Origin of the sequence: Chryseobacterium gossypii, from assembly GCF_041361455.1 — a bacterium.
Classification (GTDB): domain Bacteria; phylum Bacteroidota; class Bacteroidia; order Flavobacteriales; family Weeksellaceae; genus Chryseobacterium; species Chryseobacterium gossypii.
Genome location: NZ_JBGCUR010000011.1, coordinates 24,877 through 47,476, shown reverse-complemented (window position 1 = coordinate 47,476; position 22,600 = coordinate 24,877). Strand labels below are relative to the sequence as shown.

At 40.1% G+C, this 22,600-nt stretch carries 27 protein-coding genes; 5 read left to right on the top strand and 22 right to left on the bottom strand.

Going from position 1 to position 22,600, the window contains the following annotated elements; genetic code table 11:
• Nucleotides 1–12: 12 nt before the first annotated feature.
• The 18 genes from ABMQ40_RS08205 to ABMQ40_RS08120 all read right to left on the bottom strand — a co-directional run bounded on the left by ABMQ40_RS08205 (nucleotide 13) and on the right by ABMQ40_RS08120 (nucleotide 13,580).
• Nucleotides 13–1,530, bottom strand: a complete 1,518-nt coding sequence (locus ABMQ40_RS08205; RefSeq protein ID WP_370898418.1) for an FAD-dependent oxidoreductase — start codon at nucleotides 1,528–1,530, stop codon at nucleotides 13–15.
• Nucleotides 1,531–1,560: 30 nt separating this feature from the next.
• Nucleotides 1,561–1,722 (bottom strand): hypothetical protein, encoded by a 162-nt coding sequence (locus ABMQ40_RS08200; protein WP_370898416.1) that lies wholly within the window; start codon nucleotides 1,720–1,722, stop codon nucleotides 1,561–1,563.
• Nucleotides 1,723–1,755: 33 nt separating this feature from the next.
• Nucleotides 1,756–2,508 (bottom strand): SDR family oxidoreductase, encoded by a 753-nt coding sequence (locus tag ABMQ40_RS08195; RefSeq protein WP_370898414.1) that lies wholly within the window; start codon nucleotides 2,506–2,508, stop codon nucleotides 1,756–1,758.
• 7 nt (nucleotides 2,509–2,515) lie between these two features.
• Entirely contained in the window at nucleotides 2,516–3,313 is a 798-nt protein-coding gene (locus ABMQ40_RS08190) for an SDR family NAD(P)-dependent oxidoreductase (protein ID WP_370898412.1), read from the bottom strand.
• Between the two features lie 5 nt (nucleotides 3,314–3,318).
• Entirely contained in the window at nucleotides 3,319–3,819 is a 501-nt protein-coding gene (locus ABMQ40_RS08185; protein ID WP_370898410.1) for a CinA family protein, read from the bottom strand.
• 36 nt (nucleotides 3,820–3,855) lie between these two features.
• Nucleotides 3,856–5,034 (bottom strand): zinc-dependent alcohol dehydrogenase, encoded by a 1,179-nt coding sequence (locus ABMQ40_RS08180; protein WP_370898408.1) that lies wholly within the window; start codon nucleotides 5,032–5,034, stop codon nucleotides 3,856–3,858.
• Between the two features lie 49 nt (nucleotides 5,035–5,083).
• Entirely contained in the window at nucleotides 5,084–7,222 is a 2,139-nt protein-coding gene (locus tag ABMQ40_RS08175) for a catalase (RefSeq protein ID WP_370898406.1), read from the bottom strand.
• A 42-nt stretch (nucleotides 7,223–7,264) separates the two neighbouring features.
• Entirely contained in the window at nucleotides 7,265–7,660 is a 396-nt protein-coding gene (locus tag ABMQ40_RS08170) for a hypothetical protein (protein ID WP_370898404.1), read from the bottom strand.
• A 13-nt stretch (nucleotides 7,661–7,673) separates the two neighbouring features.
• Nucleotides 7,674–7,976, bottom strand: coding sequence for a hypothetical protein (locus tag ABMQ40_RS08165; RefSeq protein WP_370898402.1), 303 nt, complete (start codon nucleotides 7,974–7,976; stop codon nucleotides 7,674–7,676).
• Between the two features lie 72 nt (nucleotides 7,977–8,048).
• Complete coding sequence (locus ABMQ40_RS08160) at nucleotides 8,049–8,639, bottom strand: YciE/YciF ferroxidase family protein (protein ID WP_370898401.1); 591 nt, start codon at nucleotides 8,637–8,639, stop codon at nucleotides 8,049–8,051.
• Between the two features lie 72 nt (nucleotides 8,640–8,711).
• Nucleotides 8,712–9,446, bottom strand: a complete 735-nt coding sequence (locus tag ABMQ40_RS08155; RefSeq protein ID WP_370898399.1) for a KGG domain-containing protein — start codon at nucleotides 9,444–9,446, stop codon at nucleotides 8,712–8,714.
• A gap of 203 nt (nucleotides 9,447–9,649) precedes the next feature.
• Complete coding sequence (locus ABMQ40_RS08150; RefSeq protein ID WP_370898397.1) at nucleotides 9,650–10,264, bottom strand: Crp/Fnr family transcriptional regulator; 615 nt, start codon at nucleotides 10,262–10,264, stop codon at nucleotides 9,650–9,652.
• 40 nt (nucleotides 10,265–10,304) lie between these two features.
• Nucleotides 10,305–10,901 (bottom strand): Crp/Fnr family transcriptional regulator, encoded by a 597-nt coding sequence (locus tag ABMQ40_RS08145; protein ID WP_370898395.1) that lies wholly within the window; start codon nucleotides 10,899–10,901, stop codon nucleotides 10,305–10,307.
• A 309-nt stretch (nucleotides 10,902–11,210) separates the two neighbouring features.
• Complete coding sequence (locus tag ABMQ40_RS08140) at nucleotides 11,211–11,420, bottom strand: hypothetical protein (protein WP_370898393.1); 210 nt, start codon at nucleotides 11,418–11,420, stop codon at nucleotides 11,211–11,213.
• Between the two features lie 201 nt (nucleotides 11,421–11,621).
• Nucleotides 11,622–12,215 (bottom strand): Crp/Fnr family transcriptional regulator, encoded by a 594-nt coding sequence (locus ABMQ40_RS08135; protein ID WP_370898391.1) that lies wholly within the window; start codon nucleotides 12,213–12,215, stop codon nucleotides 11,622–11,624.
• Nucleotides 12,215–12,592 carry a bacillithiol system redox-active protein YtxJ gene (gene ytxJ, locus ABMQ40_RS08130; RefSeq protein WP_370898389.1) on the bottom strand — a complete coding sequence of 126 codons (378 nt, stop codon included), beginning with the start codon at nucleotides 12,590–12,592 and terminating at the stop codon, nucleotides 12,215–12,217. Before ytxJ ends, ABMQ40_RS08135 begins: the two co-directional genes overlap by 1 nt.
• The gene (locus tag ABMQ40_RS08125) at nucleotides 12,589–13,047 is read right to left on the bottom strand and encodes a DUF1569 domain-containing protein (protein ID WP_370898387.1); all 459 of its coding nucleotides are present in this window, start codon (nucleotides 13,045–13,047) and stop codon (nucleotides 12,589–12,591) included. Before ABMQ40_RS08125 ends, ytxJ begins: the two co-directional genes overlap by 4 nt.
• The gene (locus ABMQ40_RS08120) at nucleotides 13,044–13,580 is read right to left on the bottom strand and encodes a YfiT family bacillithiol transferase (protein WP_370898385.1); all 537 of its coding nucleotides are present in this window, start codon (nucleotides 13,578–13,580) and stop codon (nucleotides 13,044–13,046) included. Before ABMQ40_RS08120 ends, ABMQ40_RS08125 begins: the two co-directional genes overlap by 4 nt.
• A gap of 191 nt (nucleotides 13,581–13,771) precedes the next feature.
• Between ABMQ40_RS08120 and pncA the strand changes: the two genes are divergently transcribed.
• Nucleotides 13,772–14,377 (top strand): bifunctional nicotinamidase/pyrazinamidase, encoded by a 606-nt coding sequence (gene pncA, locus ABMQ40_RS08115; RefSeq protein ID WP_370898383.1) that lies wholly within the window; start codon nucleotides 13,772–13,774, stop codon nucleotides 14,375–14,377.
• Between the two features lie 171 nt (nucleotides 14,378–14,548).
• On the opposite strand, the gene ABMQ40_RS08110 is transcribed toward pncA, so the two are convergent.
• Complete coding sequence (locus ABMQ40_RS08110; protein ID WP_370898381.1) at nucleotides 14,549–15,595, bottom strand: pseudouridine synthase; 1,047 nt, start codon at nucleotides 15,593–15,595, stop codon at nucleotides 14,549–14,551.
• A 100-nt stretch (nucleotides 15,596–15,695) separates the two neighbouring features.
• On the opposite strand from ABMQ40_RS08110, the gene aroB reads away from it, so the two are divergent.
• The 4 genes from aroB (at nucleotide 15,696) to ABMQ40_RS08090 (ending at nucleotide 19,332) form a co-directional block, all read left to right on the top strand.
• The gene (aroB, locus tag ABMQ40_RS08105; RefSeq protein ID WP_370898379.1) at nucleotides 15,696–16,742 is read left to right on the top strand and encodes a 3-dehydroquinate synthase; all 1,047 of its coding nucleotides are present in this window, start codon (nucleotides 15,696–15,698) and stop codon (nucleotides 16,740–16,742) included.
• 215 nt (nucleotides 16,743–16,957) lie between these two features.
• Nucleotides 16,958–17,608 carry a porin family protein gene (locus tag ABMQ40_RS08100; RefSeq protein ID WP_370898377.1) on the top strand — a complete coding sequence of 217 codons (651 nt, stop codon included), beginning with the start codon at nucleotides 16,958–16,960 and terminating at the stop codon, nucleotides 17,606–17,608.
• Between the two features lie 164 nt (nucleotides 17,609–17,772).
• Complete coding sequence (locus ABMQ40_RS08095) at nucleotides 17,773–18,357, top strand: porin family protein (RefSeq protein WP_370898375.1); 585 nt, start codon at nucleotides 17,773–17,775, stop codon at nucleotides 18,355–18,357.
• Between the two features lie 255 nt (nucleotides 18,358–18,612).
• Nucleotides 18,613–19,332 carry a porin family protein gene (locus ABMQ40_RS08090; RefSeq protein WP_370898373.1) on the top strand — a complete coding sequence of 240 codons (720 nt, stop codon included), beginning with the start codon at nucleotides 18,613–18,615 and terminating at the stop codon, nucleotides 19,330–19,332.
• A gap of 83 nt (nucleotides 19,333–19,415) precedes the next feature.
• Here ABMQ40_RS08090 and purF read toward each other — a convergent pair whose 3' ends face one another.
• From purF to ABMQ40_RS08075, 3 genes are all read right to left on the bottom strand, one after another.
• On the bottom strand, nucleotides 19,416–20,915 hold the full coding sequence (gene purF / locus ABMQ40_RS08085; RefSeq protein WP_370898371.1) for an amidophosphoribosyltransferase: 1,500 nt from the start codon (nucleotides 20,913–20,915) through the stop codon (nucleotides 19,416–19,418).
• 243 nt (nucleotides 20,916–21,158) lie between these two features.
• Complete coding sequence (purC, locus tag ABMQ40_RS08080) at nucleotides 21,159–21,878, bottom strand: phosphoribosylaminoimidazolesuccinocarboxamide synthase (protein ID WP_370898369.1); 720 nt, start codon at nucleotides 21,876–21,878, stop codon at nucleotides 21,159–21,161.
• 25 nt (nucleotides 21,879–21,903) lie between these two features.
• Nucleotides 21,904–22,599 carry a DUF3307 domain-containing protein gene (locus ABMQ40_RS08075; protein ID WP_370898367.1) on the bottom strand — a complete coding sequence of 232 codons (696 nt, stop codon included), beginning with the start codon at nucleotides 22,597–22,599 and terminating at the stop codon, nucleotides 21,904–21,906.
• Nucleotide 22,600: the final 1 nt, after the last annotated feature.

The following is a 22,600-nucleotide window of genomic DNA, read 5'->3' as shown; positions in this document are numbered from 1 at the left end:
TAAAGGTTAATACTATTCATCCGGTTCCAGCCTCTGTAAACCTTTTACAGTAGGGCCTGTAAGGACCTTTCCGTTGACATTGAACCGTGAGCCATGGCAAGGACAGTCCCATGAGATTTCCGCACTGTTCCAGCGTACTTCACAGGAAGCATGCGGACAGGTACTTCTCACCAGGTGCAGTCTGCCGCCGGACTCTTTGTATAAGGCATAGGATTCTCCTTCATATTTGATCACTTTGGCCTCTCCCTCTCCTACTTCAGCCAGAGAGTTTATTTTTTTCATAAAGATTTTGTCTTTTACCAAATCAAAAGCCACTGCTGCATTTTCTTTCACAAAATCCGTAAATCCTGCAAGAGGCTTTATCCTTGAGGGACTGAATAGCTGCTCATACTTGCTGCTTCCGGTTACGATCAGGTCATGCAGGATCTGCGAACTGATGGTTCCGAAGATCATTCCGTTCCCCCTGAAACCCGTGGCAGTATAGATCCGGCCGTTGCTGCCCGGCAACTTCCCGATGTACGGGAATCCGTCAACAGATTCATAATACTGGCTGGACCAGCTGTAATAAGCCGTCTCCACGTCAAAATATTCACGTACATAATTCTCCAGTCTCGAAAAGCATTCCCCTGTATCCTGTTCATGGCCTGTCTTATGATCCTCTCCACCTGCAATCAACAGGGTCTCACCATTGATCTCCTGGAAGCGGTAATAATGGTAAGGCTCGGAAAGGTCGTATCCCAGCTCGGGCGGATATTGATTGTTTTTCAGGCTGAAGGCTATGGCATAGCTCCGGTAAGGGGCATTGGTCAGGTGAAGAATGTTGATTCCCGGGGGAATATGGGTAGCATAGACTACATTTCTTGCCTTTATACTTCCTTTTGAAGTTTCCAGGATTACTACATCATCCTGTTCTTCATGGCTTTCACAAAAACAGTCTTCCTGTATCAATCCTCCTGCCAGTAAAAAGGCTTCACATAAGGCTTTGATGTATTTTATGGGATGAAATTGGCCCTGATCCGGGATTATGACTGCCCGCCTGAAAGGGATCGGAAACGGGACCTGTTCCGTATAAGGCATCGGGTGTCCCACTTTTGATGCGCCTTCCACAATATCTTCCAGCTGTTTTTCCTGCTTTTCATCCAATGCAAAAAGATAGGCGGTTTTCCTTACAAAATCACAATCGATATGGTGCCTCCGGATATGATCTTCTATGATGGCTATAGCTTCTTTTCCGACACCGGCGAACAATTTCGCCTGATCGAGACCGAAATCACTGATGGCCTGTGAAAAAGTGGTGTCAAAAAAATCATTTAAATGTGCGGTGGTTCCGCCGGTAGTTCCGAAGCCTATATTGGAAGCTTCAAGGATAATACATTTTTTTCCTGATTCCTGTAGTTTTAAGGCAGTGGAAACCCCTGTAATCCCTCCACCAACTATTGCCACATCGAATAGCTGCTGGAGGTTATTTTCCATGGGGAACTTTTTAATTTCTTCCTGCCATATACTTTTTCTTACCCCGTCTCTGTACATGACTTTTATTTTTTAATTATTCTGAAATCATTATTTATCGACCCTTAAGGTATCATTTGCCGGCCTGCCGGAGGCTGTATCAGCATATTTTTCCGTTTTTGAAGGCTGATCATCTTCCTCTATTTCGCATTCGGCGCATGAGGCAAAAGCCATAAATCCTAAAATCCCTAAAATCAATGTTGTTCTTTTCATGATATTTAATTTTAAAATGTGTCTGAAATCAGGTTATCCGTTGACAATTAAGCCTCCGTTGGGATGAAGAACCTGGCCTGTAATCTGCACAGCATCTTCTGACGCTAAAAACAGAAAACTGGTTGCCACTTCTTCCGGAGTAGCATTCCTTTCAAAAGGCGGCTTGTTCGGGTCTTCCTCCTCATCTCCGAAAGTTTCTTTGGTAAGCGGAGTTGCTACCGGACCCGGCGCTACGGCATTGACACGGATGTTCTTGGATTTGGCCTGTAATGCCAGAGAGCGTGTAAATGATACGATGGCTCCTTTTGTGGCGGAATAATCCAGCAGCTCGGGATGTCCCTGATAGGCTACAGCCGAAGTGGTATTAACGATGCAGCTTCCTTCTTTCAGATATGGAAAGACTACTTTTGTCAATAAGATCATTCCTACAATATTGGAGTCAAAAGTTTTCCTTACGTTCTGCTCCTCCAGGGTTTGGATATCGTCTGATGGGAATTGTGTGCCTGCATTATTGATCAGGATATCAATCCCGCCAAATTCGGAGACCACTTTTTTTGCTGTTTCCTCACAGAATTCGTAGTCATTGATATCTCCCTGAAATATGGAGCATTTCCTGCCCAGGCTTTCGATCTCCTTTTTTACCTGTCTCGCATCTTCTTGGTCTTCATAATAAATAATAGCGATATCGGCTCCTTCCCGCGCAAAAAGTAAAGCTACTGCTTTACCTATTCCGCTGTCTGCACCTGTTATAAGAACTGATTTATTTTCTAACTTTAAATTCCCCATATTAAAACTATTTTTCGGTTACCGGTTTTTGCATTTCAGCCATTCTGTGGGCTGCCATACTGTCTGTTGCCATGTTAGCCATGGCTACGGTCATTTTGTTCTTCAATCCTGAAATTACCTTGTCATCACCGTTCATTAAAGCATTGTATCCGTCTAACGCCACTTCCTCCGGTGAGGCCAGACTGTCTTTATCCTCCACAATTTTGCTTTCATTCATATCCGCTTTATTGAAGAAATCGGTATCTGTAGGGCCCGGTAGAAGGGCGGTTACAGTAATTCCGGTATCTTTCAGCTCTTCACGGATAGCTTCAGACCATGAGAGGATAAAAGCTTTTGTTCCATGATAAACCGAATGCCAGGGACCCGGAGCCTTGCTGGCTATAGAAGCCAGGTTTAATATTTTTCCTGATCCCTGTGGTAAACGGTCTTTTAGAAACAGTTTGGTTAAAATAATGACAGAAACAATATTTAAATTAACAATATCTACTTCTCTGTGGATATCAGTATCCTGGAATTTTCCATAGACACCCTGCCCTGCATCGTTTACCAGTATTTCAGGGCTGATCCCGTTCAATTTAAGTTCTGAATAAAGCGAATAGACTTCATCCTGGATGAACAGGTTTTTGGAAATGGTGATTACATTGACACCGAAGGTTTTAAATTCTTCAGCTTTGCTATTTAATTCCTCATGGTTCCGGGCCACCATTACAAGGTCATAGCCGTTCTTGGCCAGCAGTTTTGCGAGCTCATAGCCTATTCCGCTGGTAGCGCCGGTAACTAAAGCATATTGGTTCTTGCGTCCCATAATAATTATTTTAAGATTAATAGTTTATTGATTTCACTTTTAAAGCATCCCAGAATAAACTCCGTGTAATACAGCTGGGCATTTAAAGCCTGGGTTTTAGGATGCAGTTCCAGTTTTTTGGTAAGGATAATTTCACCTTTATACGCGAAAGAGAAATAGGCAAAAATTTTAAATGCGGAATTTCTTATCGGCGTGCAATAACCTGTGGTGGAAATAGACCAGTCAGATTCAAACAGCTTTGCAACATTCAAGGCCATTGTTTCCGCAATGTTTTCTGAAACGCAATCGCATTCTTCTGCCTCTGCTTTATCCACATGCAGCAACTTTACTTTTTCAGGTAAGGTATACGCTGTCATGCCTCCTTTATAAAACAAAGACGCATTCGGCATCTGTGAAAAAGCCAATTGCAGACAGCCGGACGTAACGCTTTCTGCCACTGAGATGGTTTCGTCTGTTGTCATTAATGATTGGCTAATGTATTCCAGAAGGTTTTTTTGAAATTCCATAGCATTATTATATTTTAAGTGATAGGTTTAGAATGATTAAAACTCTGAAAGTTTCCAAGGGTCAAGGACTACCTTTACACATCCGTCTTCTTTCCTGTCAAAAATCTTATAGCCTGTGGCCACATCTTCAAGGGAAAGACGGTGAGTAATGACATCATCAAGTATAACCCTGCCGGATTCTACATGATCCATCAGCGGATCTATAAGCGCCTGTACATTACATTGTCCTGCCTTTATGGTGATACCTTTATCAAAGATCTGTCCCAGTTTAAAGTTGTCATAGTTTACGGGATATACTCCCAGAACAGATACGATCCCGCCGCGTCTGACAGCGCTCATGCAGGCTTCCAGCACTTTCACAGAGCCTTTTTCAAAATTCAGAACAGCCTTGGCTCTGTCCAGGAGGTTTCTTTCAGGCTCAAAGCCTACGGCATCTATGCAGAGATCCGCTCCTCTTCCGTCCGTCATATCTCTTATCTGTTCCACGGTGCTTTCCGCATCTTCCCACAGTATGGTCTCACATCCTATGAGTTGTCTGATACGGTCAAGCCTGTACTGTAATGTATCCACCACTATAATTTTTTTAGGGTTGAATAAAACAGCACTTTTGGCAGACATAAAGCCAACCGGCCCCGCCCCGAAAATGACAACGGTCTCATCTCCCTTCAGATCTCCCCACATTACGCCGGTATAGCCTGTAGGAAAAATATCTGTAAGGAACAGAACCTGCTCGTCAGTAAGATTTTCAGACACCTTTCTGGGACCGAAATGGGCGTAAGGTACCCTTACATATTGCGCCTGCCCGCCATTGTATCCACCGTAGAGATCTGTATAGCCGAACAGGGCGCCTCCTTTTTCCGTGAAAATGCCGCCTTCCGGGCCATAATGATCAGGATTACTATGTTCACAGGCTGTAGGAAGGTCATGCTGGCAGAAGAAACAGCTGCCGCAGGCGATAGGAAAAGGAACAACCACTCTGTCGCCTACCTTAAGGTTCGTTATATTTTTGCCGGTTTCTTCCACGATTCCCATAAATTCATGTCCCATTACCATGGGGCGGGGTTGTGGAATCCCTCCGGAATATATGTGCAGATCGCTACCACAAATGGCTGTAGAGGTAACTTTCAGGATGATATCATTGGGATCTTGAATCTGCGGATCTTCTACTGTATCACAAGTGATACTTCCCGGAGCGTGAAAAACTGCTGCTTTCATAAGTAATATTTTTTAAGTGTGTGGTGTGAAGGTGGTGATTGTTTTTACTCTAGGTTTGAGAATTTCTTTCCAGTTCAAGATCCCAGACTCTGTGCTGGGCGACCGCGGTGATGAATTTATCATCAGGATTGCGATCTTCCCAGGTAATAATAGCCGGATCTTCATGTTGCTTGGTGCCTACATTACTGTTCATATAAAAAGGCTCCGTTTCTGCCCCGAAGTAAATAGCCTTACAATGCTTGTAAGCCTCATTGATGAAATGCAAAACAAGATGCTTGTTCTCAGGGATCAGAAGCTCTTTCGTAGAATCAGCGCCGGCACAGATGAATAAAGCGTCAAAACAGACACTGGCAGTACTGGTAAGCGAATGAAGAGGGACCAGCGTTGTTCCGTCATTGGTAGTAACAGGTGCCACACTTGGCCCGATAATTTCTACTTTGGCTCCTTCTGCCTCCAGTTTTGTCTTTAGATCATTGATCGCCTTGCCATCGGCTCCATTAGCCATGATAAAGCCTATCTTGCGGCTTTTAATAGTATTTTTAATCGTGTTTTTCATACTCAGGGCTTCTGAGATCATGGTTTCAGGATCTCTTTCCTCACTCTGAAGTTCTAGGGCATTGCCATCCGCAGGGATGCTCTGGTTAGGAAAATTCAGGTCTTTAACGTTTACTCCCAGCTTTTCGGCTACTCTCCATGCCAGGAAGTTATCAATAAATGCCAGCTGGCTTACCAGCCTTTCGCGGATCTCGGGAATGGTCACTTTTGACAATTCAAAGATGAGGGCATTCTGAAGATGGATCTTTTCAGGAGCCGACTGGCTGTTGTAAAATAATTTCGCCTGGGAATAATGATCCACAAAGCTTTTGCTACGTTGTCTTACCTTCGTGCCGGAAACTTTTTCCTGATGTGAGGTAAAGCCGCCTTCGGACATCATAGCCTGGAACGGGCATCCGCCACCGATAGAATTGGGTTCATAGCTCACTTTCCCTTTTGCGATCTGTTGTCTCATGTAGCCGTCACGCTGGTTATTGTGAACCGTATTAACGGATCTGTTGATGGGAATTTCGTGGAAGTTCGGAGAACCAAGCCGGATCAGCTGGGTATCTGTGTAGGAAAATAATCTTCCCTGCAACAGGGGATCATTGCTGAAGTCGATTCCCGGAACAAGATGTCCCGGATGGAAAGCGATCTGCTCGGTTTCTGCGAAGAAATTTTCCGGGTTTTTATTCAGTGTGATGGTTCCTACAAGTTCTACAGGAACTATTTCTTCAGGGATAATCTTGGTGGGATCAAGAAGATCAAAGTCAAATTTATCTTCATCTTCTTCCGGAACTAATTGTACCCCGAAGTCCCATTCAGGGAAATTTCCGGTTTCAATGGCTTCCCACAGGTCTCTTTTATGAAAATCCGGATCAACACCCGAAATCTTCTGGGCCTCATCCCATGCTACGGAATGTACTCCCAGTCTGGGTTTAAAGTGGAATTTTACGAAGTGTGCCTTTCCCTCCTCATTAATGAATCTGAATGAATGGACACCGAAGCCTTCCATCATCCTGTAGCTTCTCGGGATGGCTCTGTCGCTCATCAGCCACATGATCATGTGCATACTTTCCGGCATCAGTGAAATGAAATCCCAGAATGTGTCATGAGCGGAAGCTGCCTGCGGGATCTCATTGTGAGGTTCAGGCTTTAACGCATGAACGAGATCCGGAAATTTAATGGCATCCTGAATAAAGAATACCGGCATATTGTTGGCTACCAGGTCATAATTACCCTCATCGGTATAGAATTTTACGGCAAAGCCCCTTACATCTCTTGCGAGATCTGTGCTGCCCCTGTTTCCCGCTACTGTTGAAAACCGTATGAAGATCGGGGTTTCCTTTCCCACTTCAGTCAAAAACCGGGCTTTGGTATATTTTTCCAGACTTTTTGTAAGCTTAAAAACACCATGTGCACCTGAGCCACGGGCATGAACAACTCTTTCGGGAATCCTTTCATGGTCAAAATGCGTAATTTTTTCCCTGAAAATGAAATCTTCCAATAAAGTAGGGCCTCTGTCTCCGGCCTTCAGGGAATCCTGGTTATTGTTGATCTTTAATCCCTGATTGGTAGTCAGTTTCTCATTTTCGTTGGAAGTGCTGAATGATTCCAGCTGGTCTACCTTTTTACTCTGTTTTCTGTCTTTCATATCTGTTCATTTTGTGGTTAGGTGGTATAAAATAAATTGAAGCTATTCGGCAATATCCAGGGTGACTGATTCATGGGTATCGGCTTCCAGTCTGCTTAGTAACTTATTAAGATACTCTTCTTCTTTTAAGACTTTATAGTAAGCGGTTTTAGCATACAGGGTAAAAGATGAATTGTTAATCTTTATTTCAGCATTCATGTGACCGGAACTTTCATAATGATACTCACTGATATGCAGTATATATTCCTGAATGCAGGTGTCTATTACTTTTTTCAGGACCTCACATTTCGCATTGTTTTTAATCTTTTCCAAAGATTTGATGAGAAATGCTGTAACACCGTAAGAATTAATAACACCAGGAAATAAGGATTCATTTTCAATTACATTGTTTTTGTCATATAAACCGGAGTATCTTAAAGTATCATTTTCAAATATCATATGTTAAAGGTTATTAGTTATCAGTCACTTTTAAATATTTTTCAAAATAATGGAGATCCTCTTTGTCTTTTATGGACAGATAGAACATGATCTGTTCCGGCTCTTTTAGTCCGATGCTGTTGAAGCAATCGAAATGGGCAATCAGCGCCTGTATGTTTTCTATATCAATGCCCTTTAGAATAACGAAAAGCAAAAAGATATTGTCCTTTATTTCTTTTGCGTAAATGGTAGCTCCTTCTTCAAACCAGTCACCTTTGTTGACGACTTTGGTAAAGTGATCAGATTTCAGTGTTTTTACTATTTTCTGACAATTCATATATTGAGTATTCGTGGTTAAAATAAGCCACATAGAACAATAAGCTGATCCTACATGGCTTATATAAAAAAACTAATCTTCTTGCTCTGCATCAAAATTGATGAATGTTTCTGCAATTTCAGTGAGGTTATAATCTGTATCTTCCTCTTCCTGAAGTGTTTTTTCCAGCAGATCCGCCACTTTATCATGTCCCATGGTAATGGCGAGCTGGGCAAGGCCTCCATAGGTGGCTATTTCGTAATGTTCCACTTTTTGTGCAGCAATGATCAAAGCGGCATCTCTTGTCATGGTGCCCTCTTCAGTGGATTTAATAATTTCTTCTCCCTCTTTTATGATCCCTTTTATTGCTTCACATTCTTTTTGTTCGGGTTTTTCATCGATAAGACTAAAGACCTTTTCCAGCCTGCTTACATGCTTTTTGGTCTGAAGCTGATGATCCTCGAAAGCATCCTGAAGCTCTTCGGTGGTTGCTGCCGCCTGCATTTTTTCCAAAGCTTCAATGATTGCATTTTCAGCATAATAAATATCTTTAAGAGAGCTCACGAAAAATTTATGTAGCGGAGCATTTTTCATTTCATTGTCCTTTACTTTAGCATTTCCTACAGTGGTTTTTTTTTCTGTAGCCGCTGTTGCAGTAGTATTTTCTGTTGTTTTAGTTGCCATAATATGATTGGTGTTTTGGTTATGAAAGATTACCCCTTTACGTTTAATAAAGAGGTAATCATGGAAAAAGAATTATGAATTACGTCTGCCTCCAAAACCGGATCTGCCGGAAGATCTGCCGCCACCATGGGAAGCCTGGCCTCCCATACGGGCGATTCTTGTACGTTCTGCTTTACTCATTGAAGCAAAACCTCTTCTTGATGTTCCGTTTCCTGAATTAGAGCCTCGACCTGAACCGCTGCTGCCTCCTGAATTTGATCCTCTTCCTGAACCTGAAGATCTTCTGCCGCCACCATGAGAAGCCTGGCCTCCCATACGGGCAATTCTTGTACGTTCTGCTTTACTCATTGAAGCAAAACCTCTTCTTGATGTCCCATTTCCTGATGATGACCTGCCTCTGCCGCCTGACCTGGAACCGGATCCGGAACCTGAGCCACCACGGGAACCGCCTCTACCCCTGTTTGAGGTAAATCTTCCCTGGCTGTCTCTTGCCTGGTTTCCTCTTCCTCTTCCTCCACGGCCTCTGTCGTCCTCTTCATCGTCATAGTCTTCATCATAATCTTCATCGTCCTCGTAGTCATCATCGTCGTCTTCATAATCATCATAATCCTCGTAATCATCGTCATCATAACTATTTTCATAGTCGTCATCAAAATAATCTTCATATTCTGAGAAATCATCATCATAATCTTCATCTCTCGATGCATCGTTATAACCATGGTCATAACCTAATTGGTATACTTCTTCAAGGTTTCCGGATGAACTGTTTCCTCTTGAACTACGATTTCTTGAATTTCTGGTGCTCATAACTAAATTTTTTGTGATTAATATTAAGTGATGTATTGCCCTCCGTGACTAGTATTAGACGGCAATGATTTGGATTTGAATGATAAGCTTAATTAAGCCTGTTTTACTTCCTCATTTAGAGGCGAAAGGAACATGAATTATTATATCTCAAAGTTACCATTGATTAATTCACTTTTTTATGACCTGAGTCATATCTGCCTGAATTAATAAAGAATTTTTCTGTTTTCGAGTTTGATTTTTCCGTTTCGTTCCATTTTTTTTAAAGCTCTGATAACGGTTTCCACCCGGAGACCTACCAGGTTGGCAATCTGCTGCCTGGTTAATTCTACGGAAAAAGAATGCGCACTATCACAGTCATGAAAGCTTTTAAGATAATCCAATAATCCGGTTAATCTTAAAACCGGATTATTGGATGCCATATTTTGTATCATAACAGCTTTATAATAAAGCCGTTGGGAAAGGCATGTATTCATTTCTATCGAAAGATCGGGGATTCTTTTCAACAAGTCCAGAAAGCTTTTTTTACTCAGCCTTATAACTTCGGTAGGTACCAGAGCTACGGCATTCATCAGATACATTTTGTCCAGGAACATTAAAGAATCTCCAAAACTTTGTTTCTCTCCCAGAATGTTATGAATAAACTCCTTCCCTTCCTCATTATAAATATTGAGCTTTACTTTACCGCTTACGATCTGGTGAAAATAAAGGGCCTGATCTCCTTCCTTGAAAATCAATTCTCCGGTTTTATATACCTTAGTCTCTGCTCCGGAAGAGTATAAAAGCTCTTCGCTGATGTTCATGCAACTGATTGTTCTCATCATAGGTGTTTTTGGAATAAAACCGCAAATTCGGTATTGCTTAATATAGGATTTTTCGGTCCCGGATCTTTACGATTTTATCTTTTTCCATTACCTTGATCGTTCTTATCGCAGTCTCTACACAGAGACCTGTAAGGCTGGCCATCTGCTGCCTTGTGAACGGAACCATAAAAGAATAAGGCTTGCTGTCACTCTGAAAACTCTTAAGATAATCCATCAACGCCTTAAGCCTTGTGGTAGGATTCTGAGAAGAGATATTCTGCATCATAATAAATTTGTAGTACAGCCGCTGAGAAAGGAAACTGCTGATTTCCATGCACAGCCGGGGTGATTTTTCTAATAATTCGAAGAATGCGGATTTGTGGAGTCTTAAAACACTGCATTCCGTAAGTGTTTCTGCATTCATAGGATAAGGCTTGTCTATAAAAAGAATGGATTCTCCACAGCTTTGCCCGTCTGACAGAATATTCTGAATGAATTCTTTTCCGTCTTCATAATAGTTGTTCAGCTTAACCTCCCCTTTTATAATCTGATAATAATAGTTAGGCTGGTCTCCTTCGCTGAAAATAAATTCCGAAGAACCGTAATGTTTTATACTAGCTCCCATTGAACGCAAAATTTCTTCCTTAATAACCATAATTGTTGTTTTTAATGTGTTGTTAATCTTTCTAATCAATCATCTATTAGTAAAAATTCATTGGGGAGTACCGTAGATAGAATGCAAATATTAAACCTTATCAATGTTTATAAATATTTAAAAACGTTAAATAAAGTTAAAATATTTATCAATTATTAACGATATACTCTATTTTATTTCTTTTTTAATGTGAAAAAGTAATTATTTTTTAATAATAGAATAAAGGCCAGTTAAAAACAGGCAATAACATGTGTTGCGTCAAATGAGATTTTCTCATAAGGCCACGATCGGCCAGTAGATTGAAACGATTTATTCAGTAATCTTAACTGAATCTTTTTTGGAAATACTGTTGGTTTTAGATGCTGTATCTGCAGTATCAGGTGTTACGGGAATTGTCCCGGCACGTATATTATCTATAGCAGCTGTAGTATCTGCCGTTGAATTTATCTGTACCTGGGGTTCTTTCTTACAGCCAAAGGCGGTTAATCCTAAAACTAGGGTTAATACAATCTCTTTCATAATACTAATTTTGTGGTGTAATACAAAACTAAACTAATATTATGTTAAATATTTATGACTTAAATCATAATACTTTGATTTATAACAGCCCTTTATTATAGCATTATTCGGGACTTGTCAATATCATAGCAGAGTGTGATATAACGGATGAAACACGAAGGGATTATACCACCTGAACGGGTCAATTTGCCAGAGAGTATATTATCTGTCCGGAACAAAGTTTTTTCTGGCCAGCTCCTTTCTCACTCTGCTCAAGCTTTCAGGGGTTATCCCCAGATAAGAAGCAATCATCCATTGAGGAACCCTTAATAGCAGGTCCGGATACATTTTGATAAACTTCATATATCTTTCTTCAGCGGTCTCTCCCAACAAAGAATTGATCCTGTTCTGGAGGCTTCTGATATGTTTTTGCAGTAGAATATCACTTCTTTCAATGCTGTTGGGGAACTGTTCCATTAATTTATTGAAAAAATCAGGATGCAGAAATAAAACTTCGGAGTCTTCAACAGCTTCTATATAATAAATGGACTTTTCATTGAAATAAAGGCTGCTTCTGTCAGAAATAAGCCAGCTTTCGGGAGCGAACTGGATGATATGTTCTTTACCGTTTTTATCAATGGAATACATCTTCAAGAGTCCTTTTTCAACAAAGAATATGTATCTGCATATTTCACCATATTGCAAAAGAAACTGGTTTTTAGGTATTTTCTTTACTTCATAGTGTAAGCTGCACATGTTCACTTTTTCAAGAGGAACATTTAAAACCTGTGCTAAATAATTATTGATATTCTTCATTATATTATCTGGCTTGTAGATATATTTTGATGCGATGCGTGGTTTATGGCTTTGCCATTTTCTATGACTATCAGCTGAGGACTTTCGTGCCTTATTCCGAAATCTTCTGCTATTTTATTTGAGACAGATCTGTATGCAAGCAGATCTAAGTAATAAAGATCAGCTTTCAGGTCTGTAGCTTCTATTTCTTTTTCAAAATTCTTCAATACTGTTTTACTGATAAAGCAGCTGGTTGAGTGTTTAAATATTGCAATTTTATTATGGTAAGAGCTTTCAATGGCTTTTGCCAGATCTTCTTCCGACTCTATTTTTTTCCAGAAAGATTTCTGTTCTGCAATTTCTTCTTTACCACCAAATATTTTATCAAAAAAACTCATACATTAAATTGTTTAAGGTGATGATTAAGATGTTTATACTCTAAAAATCCCCAGTCTTCCGGCCTCATATGCCCGAAAAGAACGTGTTTTTCAGGCAGGTTTCCCGTTTCAAAAGCAGCGAGGTAATCCCCCATTGTTTTCAGAAGATTTTTTTTGGATTCATCAAAATCACATTCAAAATTAACGATTAGTTTTTGAAAAGTAGGCATGTTTCGTGGAATTCCGTTATTAAAAACCCACATTTCTTTTTTTGTGAGTATTCCTATGATACTAAAAATCATATTAGTTTCCGGAAGAACTACTTTTTTCAACGCGATCTGGAGAACGAGATCACAATGCCTCAACATCTGGCAAACATTCATTTTTCCCCACTTCGCCGGGGAATTTTCTGTCAATATGGAAATCCGTTCTGTCATCTCTTCAAAACAGATCCGGCTATGAAGACTTTTTCTCACCAACCTTTTTCCTGCTTCAGATTTTCAATATGGGCGAAATGATGATCACAATGCCATACATAAAAGGCCAGGTAATTTCTCAGATCGTAATTCTCATTTTGTTCGGGATGGTGGAATGTCCGTTCAAACTGCTTATTGGTAAGGGTTTTAAGCAATGTATACCATCTCTGGTGAGTTCCTTTGATCATCCTCATGGCAGGCTTTACGGAAATGTTGATGCTGTCCTGCAGCTCGGCCCATCTTGCTTCGTCATAAGGCTTTATAGTGGGATTTTCCTCCGTTAAGGCCAGCTTAAAGCGGATAAAACTGTTGATATGGCTGTCTGCGATATGATTGATAAGCTGCCTTACAGTCCAGCCCCCTTCCCTGTACTGGGTATCCAATTGCTCATCAGTAAAGTTTTCAATCAGATTTTTCAGCCTTCCCGGAAAATTCTTTATTACTCTTATATACTGTTCCAAATCCACATCTGAAATATGTTCCGGCTTTTTAAACTGTCCGATGGGAAATTTCTTTTCTTCCATATTACTCATTGCTGTTGTATTAATTAATATATTCGGTATTGCAGGCCCTGTATCCCTTCATAGCATATCACCTGTGCTGTGTCACCTGATGAAAAACCATCCTGACCTTCATAGCATGCCGATTTGTCCGATAATCCTGTTTTGGATAAATTTTTGAATATTGTTTTTGTAAATTTATCAAAAATTCGAGAAATCAAAACATGAAAAAAGCGTTAATAATCGTAGATGTGCAGAATGATTTTTGTGAAGGAGGTGCTTTGGCGGTTCCGGGAGCCAATGAAATTATTCCCTATATCAACTTGCTGATGGAAGAGAATGAATATGACCAGATCGTCCTTACCCAGGACTGGCATCCTGCCAATCATAAGAGCTTTGCCAGCAATAATGGAAAAAAGGTAGGTGAAAGCATTATTCTTAACGGGGTTCCACAGTTCATGTGGCCGGATCATTGCGTACAGGGAACTTTCGGTGCAGAATTTCATCAGGACCTGAACAGGGATAAAGTGACCCATATTGTCCAGAAAGGTAAAAATCCTGAAATAGACAGCTATAGCGGCTTTCAGGATAACAATCACTTTATGAAAACCGGATTGGATGATTTCTTGAAGTACCATGATATCCAGTTATTGGAAATTGTCGGATTAGCGCTTGACTATTGTGTGAAGTTTACCTGTCTGGATGCTGTTGCGAACGGATATATCACCTGTCTGCATTTCAATGGGACAAAAGCCGTAAATGTAAAGCCGGACAACGGAAGAGATGCGATCTATGAGATGCTTCAGAAAGGAGTGACGGTTTTAGGCTGATCCGGGCAGACCATAATATATAAAGATCCTGAAATAAAAAGGACGTAGAGTTCATCTACGTCTTTTTGGTATGATTGTCACAAAAATTATGAGCTATAAGTATGATAGAGAATTACATGGGATTAAAATTAAACTGAAACCTATAACTCATAATTTAAATGTTAAACCGGATTAAAGCATCTTTAAGTTATTCACTTCCAGTTCTGTTAAAATTCTCCAGTGTCCCCGCTTGATATTTTTCTTAGTAAGTCCGGCAAACATTACCCTGTCCAGGGCTTCAACCTCATAGCCCAATCTTTGGAAGATCCTTCTGATCACACGGTTCCATCCGATATGTATCTCTATTCCCACTTCATTTTTGGGCTTTCCTTCGATATATGATATCTGGTCTACAACAGCCACGCCTTCCTCCAGCCGTATCCCGTCAGCAATGGCCTGCATATCCTCTCCGGAGAGTTTTCTGTCCAGGGTCACATGATAGATTTTCTTAATATCAAAAGAAGGATGGGTAAGCTTTTTGGTGAGATGCCCGTCATTGGTCAGCAGGATAACTCCGGTGGTGGAGCGGTCTAATCTTCCCACAGGGAACAGTCTGTAAGGAGAAGCATTAGCTACCAGATCCATAACTGTTTTCCTTGCCTTTTCATCCTTTGTGGTAGATATGTATCCTTTTGGTTTGTTCAAAAGTACATAAACAGGCTTTTCAGGAGTAATGCTCTGGCCGTCGAAAACTACCCTGTCGGTTTTCTGAACCTGATAGCCCATTTCAGTGATCACCTTTCCGTTCACTTCCACCAGCCCCTGGCTGATCAGTTCATCCGCTTCTCTCCTGCTGCAAATCCCCGAATTGGCAATATACTTATTAAGACGGATAGTGTCCTTATGGAGATCCTTGTCTATTTTATTAAGTTTTCTTTTCTGAACAAAAGATTTTGCCCTGTCTTCATCCCTGTCATTTTTTCCAAAAGGTTTTTTACCATATTTCAGGTTACCTCTTTCATACTTATCCCTTGTATCAAAATCTTTTTCTCCTCTTTTCGGTTTGCCACCTGTTCCTTTACGTTCAAGGCTTCTCTCACCGGCTTTTGGGAAAGATTTCTTTGAAAACTTTGATCCTGAAGAATTTCCAGATTTAGAAGCATGAGAATTATCAGAATTTTTTCTTGCTGAAATTCTTGGTCTTTTAGGTTTTTCTGAATTATTATTATCTCTGCTCATTCTAAATATTTCTGCAAAGATAGTAATTTAGTTACGAGTTAAAAATTTAGAATCATAACTTTGCAACAATAGATCACTGTTAATTTATAGAATCCTGAACATGATAACACTATTAGACGATACTTTTTCTCAGCTCAATGACTTTCTTCACATGAAATCTTTCAGCAAGATATTCATTCTGACAGACGAGAACACGCATGAATATTGCCTTCCCGCACTGTTAGGAAATATGGAGACCGATTTGAAATTTGAAATCCTGGAAATTGAAGCCGGTGAAGAAATGAAAAATATCCAGACCGCCAACCAGCTTTGGGAAATCCTGACGGAAATGCAGGCAGACAGGAAAGCGCTTGTCATCAATCTCGGAGGTGGCGTTATCACAGATATGGGCGGTTTTGTGGCTTCCACCTATAAAAGAGGGATCCGGTTTATCAATATCCCTACCACCCTTTTAGCGATGTGTGATGCCTCTATAGGAGGTAAAACAGGAATTGACCTGATGCATTACAAAAATATGGTAGGGACCTTCACCTTTCCGGAACAGATTTTTGTATATCCCAAATTCCTGGAAACGCTGCCTTTTAAAGAATTGCGAAGTGGTTTTGCAGAGATGCTGAAACATGGCCTGATAGCAGACAAGATCCATTGGGAAAACCTTACCAGAATCCAGAAGCTTGATATGGAAGCGGTAATCCCCCATATCCAGACTTCCATGGATATCAAGCAGGAGGTGGTAGAAAAAGATTTTCATGAAAAAAATATCAGGAAAACCCTGAATTTCGGCCATACCATCGGTCATGCCATCGAAAGTTTATGCCTGGAACAAGGGAATCCCATTCTTCATGGAGAAGCCGTAGCCGCCGGAATGATCTGTGAGGCTTACCTATCCTATCAGGAAGGTTTATTATCCGAAGATGATTCCACTATGATCATAGACAATATCCGGAAATATTACCCGTACCTCGATATCAGCGAATTTAAGGATGATGATATTTTCGCCCTGCTCCTGAATGACAAAAAGAATACTGATCATAAGATCAATTTCTCCCTGCTTTCAGGCATTGGCTCATGTACATTTGATCATCAATGCAGTAAAAAAAATATTGCAGAATCTCTACGGTTCTATAAAAAACTGGACAATATATAGTTATGGCAGACAGCTAAATATTAATAGGTGTAGTTGCAATTCATTTGATAATCAGTAAATTAAAATAAAAACCGTCTATTTTCCAGATGGTTTTTTTTATTGACTTTTATCATGAAAAATATTTTTGGCAAGCAATTTGAAAGATACTCTGGGTCAATTCGATTGACAGTAGTAAAATTTAAAATTAGAAATAGTAGAATATTAAAAATTAAATTATGAAAAAGTTAATTTTAGGATTAGCAGTCACTGCAGGATCATTGGCATTTTCCCAGACTACGTCAACAAGTACGCCGGTAAAGCCGGTAACATTTGGGGTTAAGGCGGGTATGAACGTTTCCTCTCTTACGGATGGTGCAGATTTAGATGATTCAAAATCCAGAATAGGTTTTAACGCCGGTGTGTTTGCCAATATTCCGGTAGCCAGCTCATTCAGCGTTCAACCAGAAGTTATTTATAATGATCTTGGTTCCAAAGTAACAAGGGAAACTACAGTATTAGGTAATACTTATAAAGCCGAATATTCGAGAAATCTGGGTTACATTGCCGTACCTGTAATGTTCCAGTACAACGCCCTTCCTAATTTATATCTGGAAGCAGGTCCGGAATTTGGCTTCCTGGTAAGCGCTAAGGATAAATTCAAGAGCTCTACCAACGGAAATGCTAACGGATCTGAAATTACAGAGCTGGACAAGGATGATTTCAATACGTTTAATTTCGGTATCGGTATTGGTGCGGGATATTATTTCTTGCCTAATTTAGGAATCACAGCAAGGTATACAGCCGGCTTGACTGACATCTATAAGGAAAACAGTGGCGATTCCGTAAAAAACAATGTTTTCCAGGTAGGTTTGGCTTTCAAATTTTAATCAGCAAACATTCAGTAACAAATTTTAATTTCAATAGAAAGGTTGGGTTTTATACAATAAACCCAACCTTTTTTTATTAATAATTTTCTAAATTAATATTTTTTGGCAAGAGATTTGCATAAAGGTTAACAGAAAATAAAGATGTTAATAAAAAATCAATAACTATGAAAAAATTACTCTTGGGAACAGCAATCGCTGTAAGTTCTTTGGCATTTGCTCAGGAAAAAAGACAATCTTCATCTCCTGTAAATTTCGGAGTAAAAGCAGGTCTCAATATCGCTTCTATTTCCGATGATGGGTTTAAGGCCAAAGCTTCATTTTACGGCGGGGCCTTCGCCAATATCCCGGTTGCTTCCGAGTTCAGTGTTCAGCCGGAGATCTTATATAACGGTTTAGGAGCAAAAGCGGATGGAATGGAAGATCTTAAAGTGAATTTAAGCTATATTTCGGTTCCTGTAATGTTCCAATACAATGCCCTTCCTAACCTATACCTGGAGGCAGGACCACAGTTCAGTTTCTTAGTGGGATCCAAATTCAAATACCAGTCTGTATCAGTTGATGCCGATGATTATATCAAAGGGTTTGATTTTGGTATCGGTCTAGGTGCAGGTTACTATTTCACACCTAATATTGGTCTTACTGCAAGATACGTTGCAGGTGTGGTGGATATTGCCAAAGAAACAAATGGCATTCAGCCGGAAGGAAAAAACAATGTTTTCCAGATCGGTTTAGCATATAAGTTTAAATAAATAATTTTTGAATTTGATAAAAGGCCGCCTGAAAGGGTGGTCTTTTTTATTTCTGTTTTGTCCGGCCATTAGAATATTAACCACTGTAGGATCCTTTATAAAGGTATTCATTTGCAGATCATTCTAAATTCTGGCTATAATATTTTTATCCTCTAAAACCCATAGCTTAAACGTTTTGGCAAGGAATTTGCAAAATAATTCAAGTCTGATTGAAATATCAGGAATAATAACAATACAATAAAAAAAATAAAAATTATGAAGAAGTTATTTCTAGGACTAACACTTGCCGCCGGCACTTTAGCATTTGCCCAAGAAACAAAAACGGAAACAATAATAGAGACCACAACTCTGTTAAAAAAGGAAAAAGAACCGGTAAGATTTGGTATAAAGGCAGGTGGGAACTCCGCTTCCTTCAGTGAGCAGGAGCTTAGTCTTAATAATCAGAAGTTAGGATTTCATGCAGGGGCTTTTGTAAATATTCCGCTGTCTCAGAAATTCAGCATTCAGCCGGAAGTCTTGTATAACCAGATGGGGGCAAGAAACGTTATTTCATCTTCGGAAGTAACCACCGAGAACGGAAGTATAGAAACGAGGGAAGAGTTTAAGAATACCTTAAATTACATCTCGGTACCGCTGATGGTTCAGATGAGACCTGTACAAAACTTTTATATTGAAGCAGGTCCTGAGTTCAGCTATTTCCTGAATGGTAAAGTCAAAGGTGAAAGTACTGTTACCACTACAGAAGGAAATAGTACCACAACCCAAACAAATTCTTATTCTGAAGATATGGATAAGGATGATATCAACAAATTCAATCTGGGCTTAGCCTTAGGACTTGGCTATGATTTCACTTCTCATTTCGGGATCAGTGCAAGATACGTTAACGGCTTAACGGATATGCGTAATCATAAGCCTGAAGGAACAAACCCGTTAAATAACAGGGTCTTCCAGCTAGGTTTGAATTATAAATTCTAATATAACCAATTTTAACTTTATAAAGAGGCCAGACTTATTATTGATAAGCTGGCCTTTTTTTGATGATCTTTATTTTGTAGCTGTTAATTAAACAGCTCTACTTCTTCTCCTTTTTCTACCGGATATTGTTCTGTGAAGCATCCGAAACAATGGTTGGAAGATCCCAGGATTTCTTTTAAATTCTCGGTGCTCAAAAATTCCAGAGAGTCAACACCTAAATAATTTCTGAGCTCTTCCGTGGTCATATTGGCAGAGATCAGGTCATCCTTGGATGGTGTATCGATCCCCAGATAGCAGGGTGCGATAATGGGCGGCGAAACACTTCTGAAATGGATCTCTTTTACTCCCGCATCTTTCAGGATTTTCACCAGCCTTTTTGAGGTGGTTCCACGGACGATGGAATCATCAATGATTACCACCCTTTTATCTTTAATTTCAGAAATGATAGGATTCAGCTTAAGGTTTACTACCCTTTCTCTCATTTCCTGGGTTGGTACGATAAAGCTTCTTCCGATATATCGGTTCTTGATCAGTACCGGGCGGAATGGTATTCCTGAGGCTTTTGAGAAACCTATGGCAGCCGGAACTCCCGAATCCGGAACTCCGATGACCAGGTCAGCTTCCACAGGAGCCTGCTCCCAGATCTTTTCTCCTGATTTCTCCCTTATTTCGTATACGTTGATGTTTTCAAGATAAGAGTCGGGTCTTGCGAAATAGATATACTCAAAAGAACAGATCCTCTGTCTTCCCTTCTCCTCGTTCACCATGTAGGAATGAAGTTTCCCCGGCTCATTTTCATTGGTATAGATAATCTCACCGGGCAAAATATCCCGTACATATTGTGCTCCTACGGCATCTAAGGCCACAGATTCAGAAGCAACCACATAGGTTTTTTCATCAATGACACCTAAAACCAAAGGACGGATACCATTGAAATCCCTGAATGCAAAGAATTTATTTCTCGTCATCCCTATTACGGAATAAGCTCCCTGAATTTTTTCCATGGTAACTTTGATGGCTCCCCGAAGGCCCAGGTCAAGATTCTTCTGGATCAGTCTTAAAATAACCTCAGAATCGGAAGTGGCTCTGAAAACCACGCCTTCAGCTTCCAGTTCAGCTTTCAATTCTCTGGCATTGGTAAGATTCCCGTTATGCGCAATGGAAAGTATAATCTGATCATATTCGTTTTTAGCGAAAAAAGGCTGGAAATTATATTTCTTTTTATCTCCTGCCGTAGTGTACCGGGTATGCCCGATCGCAGAATTTCCCATAAAAGTTTCCGGATCCTGGATATCTTTATAAACATCTAAAACCAATCCTTCGTCTTTCAGGTTACTGATCCTGCCGTTCTTCAAAACGGAAATACCACAGGCTTCCTGGCCTCTGTGCTGTAATGCAAAAAGCCCGAATTGTGAAAGAGAAAACGTATCCAGATCATTATCCGAATACAGCCCGAAAATACCACATTCTTCATTCGGCGCATCCAGTCTTTCCTCTTCCTGGGTCCTGAAAAGGTTTCTTCCGTAAGGCTGGTTTTTAAACTGTTTTAAATATTCACTTTTATGAAGGTCTAAACTTTTCATTTCTATTTTTTCTAAATTTAGAAGTTAGATACTAGATATTAGATGCTGAAATTTAATATAAGTTAACTTCAATTTATCCTTATTATTGTTCTTCCTGCTTTTCAGCAAACCGATATTAGAAGATATAGAATAACCGATTCCTGATTAAGGACGTTGAGCTGTCTTTGTACCGGAGGTCTTGCAGATTCTTTTAAACTCTCGTTCCGGATTCATGCTGGCTACTGATACCTAACTTCTAATGTCTTATTTACCAAGTAAATTTTTCAATCTGTTATAAATTTCAACATAGGCTTCCGTTACTTCTCCAAGGTCTCTTCGGAAACGGTCCTTGTCTAATTTTTTCATTGTATCTTTATCCCAAAGCCTGCAGGTATCCGGAGAAATTTCATCTGCCAGGATAATTTCCCCGGTAGAGGTTTTGCCTAACTCGATTTTGAAGTCTACCAGAATGATGTTGATTTTATCAAACAGATCTATCAGGATATCATTGATGTCTGAGGTAAGCTCATACATCTGATCAAGTTCTTCGTAAGTGGCCAGACCTAAGAAAACAGCATGATGATCATTGATAAGCGGGTCTCCCAATTCATCTTTCTTGTAGCAGATATCAAATATGGTCACCGGTGATTTGATTCCCTCTTCCACTCCAAGCCTTTGGGCCATGCTTCCTGCAGAATAGTTTCTTACTACCATTTCCAGAGGAATGATGGAAACTTTTTTCACCAATTGTTCCCTTTCGTTCAGTTGCTTAATGAAATGAGTCTTAATCCCTTTTTCATTCAGGTACTCAAAAATAAGAGTGGTGATGGCATTGTTCATTTCCCCTTTCAGGTCCACCTGGCCTCTTTTTTGAGCGTTAAATGCTGTAGCGTCGTCTTTGAAACGTACGATTACTTCATCGGGATTATCGGTAGCAAATACCTGTTTTGCCTTACCTTCATACAACATTTCTTTTTTTTCCATTTTCTAAATTCTTATTAGATTTATATTATTTAATTAAAATACCTGTTAAAACAGCCATTCCGAAACTCAGGAGGGTTCCTATAAGCACATATTCCGTAAGTTTTCTCTGTTTGGCCTGCGCAAGGTCGCTGAACCTGAAAACAGATTTTGCGGCCACCATAAAGCCCACTCCTTCCCAATGGTCTACCCAGATAAATGTAAATACCAGCAGGCGTTCCAAAATTCCTATATACTTTCCTGCACTTGTCAGGGATTCGGTTTGTATATTGTTTTGTGTCTCAGGAACCGGGGTCCATGAAGACAGCAATATCTTAATGAAGATGGAAGCAGGGGCTGTAAGAAATAACGCAGCCGTCACAATTTTCAGAAATTCCTGATCATACAGGAAACCGAAATCAAACTCCTGAAAATAAAGCGAGATACCCGCAATGACCAGGATGTGAAGCAACTGGTCAATAAAAAACCAGTTTCTTTTGGTCTTTACATTTTGAAAGCTAAGCTTTGCCGCATCAATGATAAAGTGGGAAATACCTACTGAAACGGCTACCCACCAGAGTTTCAGATCCCAAAGGAAGATCAGGCTCAAAGCCGTGTGGATCAGAATATGCAGATACAGATATTTACTCCTAAATATGCGATTCTCCTTATCTGCAACCCATGAATTTGGCTGAAGAACAAAGTCTCCGAGTAAGTGGGCCAATATGAGTTTTATGAAAATCATG

What these genes read in the sequence shown, in the direction of transcription:
- ABMQ40_RS08205 (WP_370898418.1), bottom strand. Translation starts at nt 1,530, where the DNA reads ATGTACAGAGACGGGGTAAGAAAAAGTATATGGCAGGAAGAAATTAAA.
- ABMQ40_RS08200 (WP_370898416.1), bottom strand. Translation starts at nt 1,722, where the DNA reads ATGAAAAGAACAACATTGATTTTAGGGATTTTAGGATTTATGGCTTTT.
- ABMQ40_RS08195 (WP_370898414.1), bottom strand. Translation starts at nt 2,508, where the DNA reads ATGGGGAATTTAAAGTTAGAAAATAAATCAGTTCTTATAACAGGTGCA.
- ABMQ40_RS08190 (WP_370898412.1), bottom strand. Translation starts at nt 3,313, where the DNA reads ATGGGACGCAAGAACCAATATGCTTTAGTTACCGGCGCTACCAGCGGA.
- ABMQ40_RS08185 (WP_370898410.1), bottom strand. Translation starts at nt 3,819, where the DNA reads ATGGAATTTCAAAAAAACCTTCTGGAATACATTAGCCAATCATTAATG.
- ABMQ40_RS08180 (WP_370898408.1), bottom strand. Translation starts at nt 5,034, where the DNA reads ATGAAAGCAGCAGTTTTTCACGCTCCGGGAAGTATCACTTGTGATACA.
- ABMQ40_RS08175 (WP_370898406.1), bottom strand. Translation starts at nt 7,222, where the DNA reads ATGAAAGACAGAAAACAGAGTAAAAAGGTAGACCAGCTGGAATCATTC.
- ABMQ40_RS08170 (WP_370898404.1), bottom strand. Translation starts at nt 7,660, where the DNA reads ATGATATTTGAAAATGATACTTTAAGATACTCCGGTTTATATGACAAA.
- ABMQ40_RS08165 (WP_370898402.1), bottom strand. Translation starts at nt 7,976, where the DNA reads ATGAATTGTCAGAAAATAGTAAAAACACTGAAATCTGATCACTTTACC.
- ABMQ40_RS08160 (WP_370898401.1), bottom strand. Translation starts at nt 8,639, where the DNA reads ATGGCAACTAAAACAACAGAAAATACTACTGCAACAGCGGCTACAGAA.
- ABMQ40_RS08155 (WP_370898399.1), bottom strand. Translation starts at nt 9,446, where the DNA reads ATGAGCACCAGAAATTCAAGAAATCGTAGTTCAAGAGGAAACAGTTCA.
- ABMQ40_RS08150 (WP_370898397.1), bottom strand. Translation starts at nt 10,264, where the DNA reads ATGAGAACAATCAGTTGCATGAACATCAGCGAAGAGCTTTTATACTCT.
- ABMQ40_RS08145 (WP_370898395.1), bottom strand. Translation starts at nt 10,901, where the DNA reads ATGGTTATTAAGGAAGAAATTTTGCGTTCAATGGGAGCTAGTATAAAA.
- ABMQ40_RS08140 (WP_370898393.1), bottom strand. Translation starts at nt 11,420, where the DNA reads ATGAAAGAGATTGTATTAACCCTAGTTTTAGGATTAACCGCCTTTGGC.
- ABMQ40_RS08135 (WP_370898391.1), bottom strand. Translation starts at nt 12,215, where the DNA reads ATGAAGAATATCAATAATTATTTAGCACAGGTTTTAAATGTTCCTCTT.
- ytxJ (WP_370898389.1), bottom strand. Translation starts at nt 12,592, where the DNA reads ATGAGTTTTTTTGATAAAATATTTGGTGGTAAAGAAGAAATTGCAGAA.
- ABMQ40_RS08120 (WP_370898385.1), bottom strand. Translation starts at nt 13,580, where the DNA reads ATGAGTAATATGGAAGAAAAGAAATTTCCCATCGGACAGTTTAAAAAG.
- pncA (WP_370898383.1), top strand. Translation starts at nt 13,772, where the DNA reads ATGAAAAAAGCGTTAATAATCGTAGATGTGCAGAATGATTTTTGTGAA.
- ABMQ40_RS08110 (WP_370898381.1), bottom strand. Translation starts at nt 15,595, where the DNA reads ATGAGCAGAGATAATAATAATTCAGAAAAACCTAAAAGACCAAGAATT.
- aroB (WP_370898379.1), top strand. Translation starts at nt 15,696, where the DNA reads ATGATAACACTATTAGACGATACTTTTTCTCAGCTCAATGACTTTCTT.
- ABMQ40_RS08100 (WP_370898377.1), top strand. Translation starts at nt 16,958, where the DNA reads ATGAAAAAGTTAATTTTAGGATTAGCAGTCACTGCAGGATCATTGGCA.
- ABMQ40_RS08095 (WP_370898375.1), top strand. Translation starts at nt 17,773, where the DNA reads ATGAAAAAATTACTCTTGGGAACAGCAATCGCTGTAAGTTCTTTGGCA.
- ABMQ40_RS08090 (WP_370898373.1), top strand. Translation starts at nt 18,613, where the DNA reads ATGAAGAAGTTATTTCTAGGACTAACACTTGCCGCCGGCACTTTAGCA.
- purF (WP_370898371.1), bottom strand. Translation starts at nt 20,915, where the DNA reads ATGAAAAGTTTAGACCTTCATAAAAGTGAATATTTAAAACAGTTTAAA.
- purC (WP_370898369.1), bottom strand. Translation starts at nt 21,878, where the DNA reads ATGGAAAAAAAAGAAATGTTGTATGAAGGTAAGGCAAAACAGGTATTT.
- ABMQ40_RS08075 (WP_370898367.1), bottom strand. Translation starts at nt 22,599, where the DNA reads ATGATTTTCATAAAACTCATATTGGCCCACTTACTCGGAGACTTTGTT.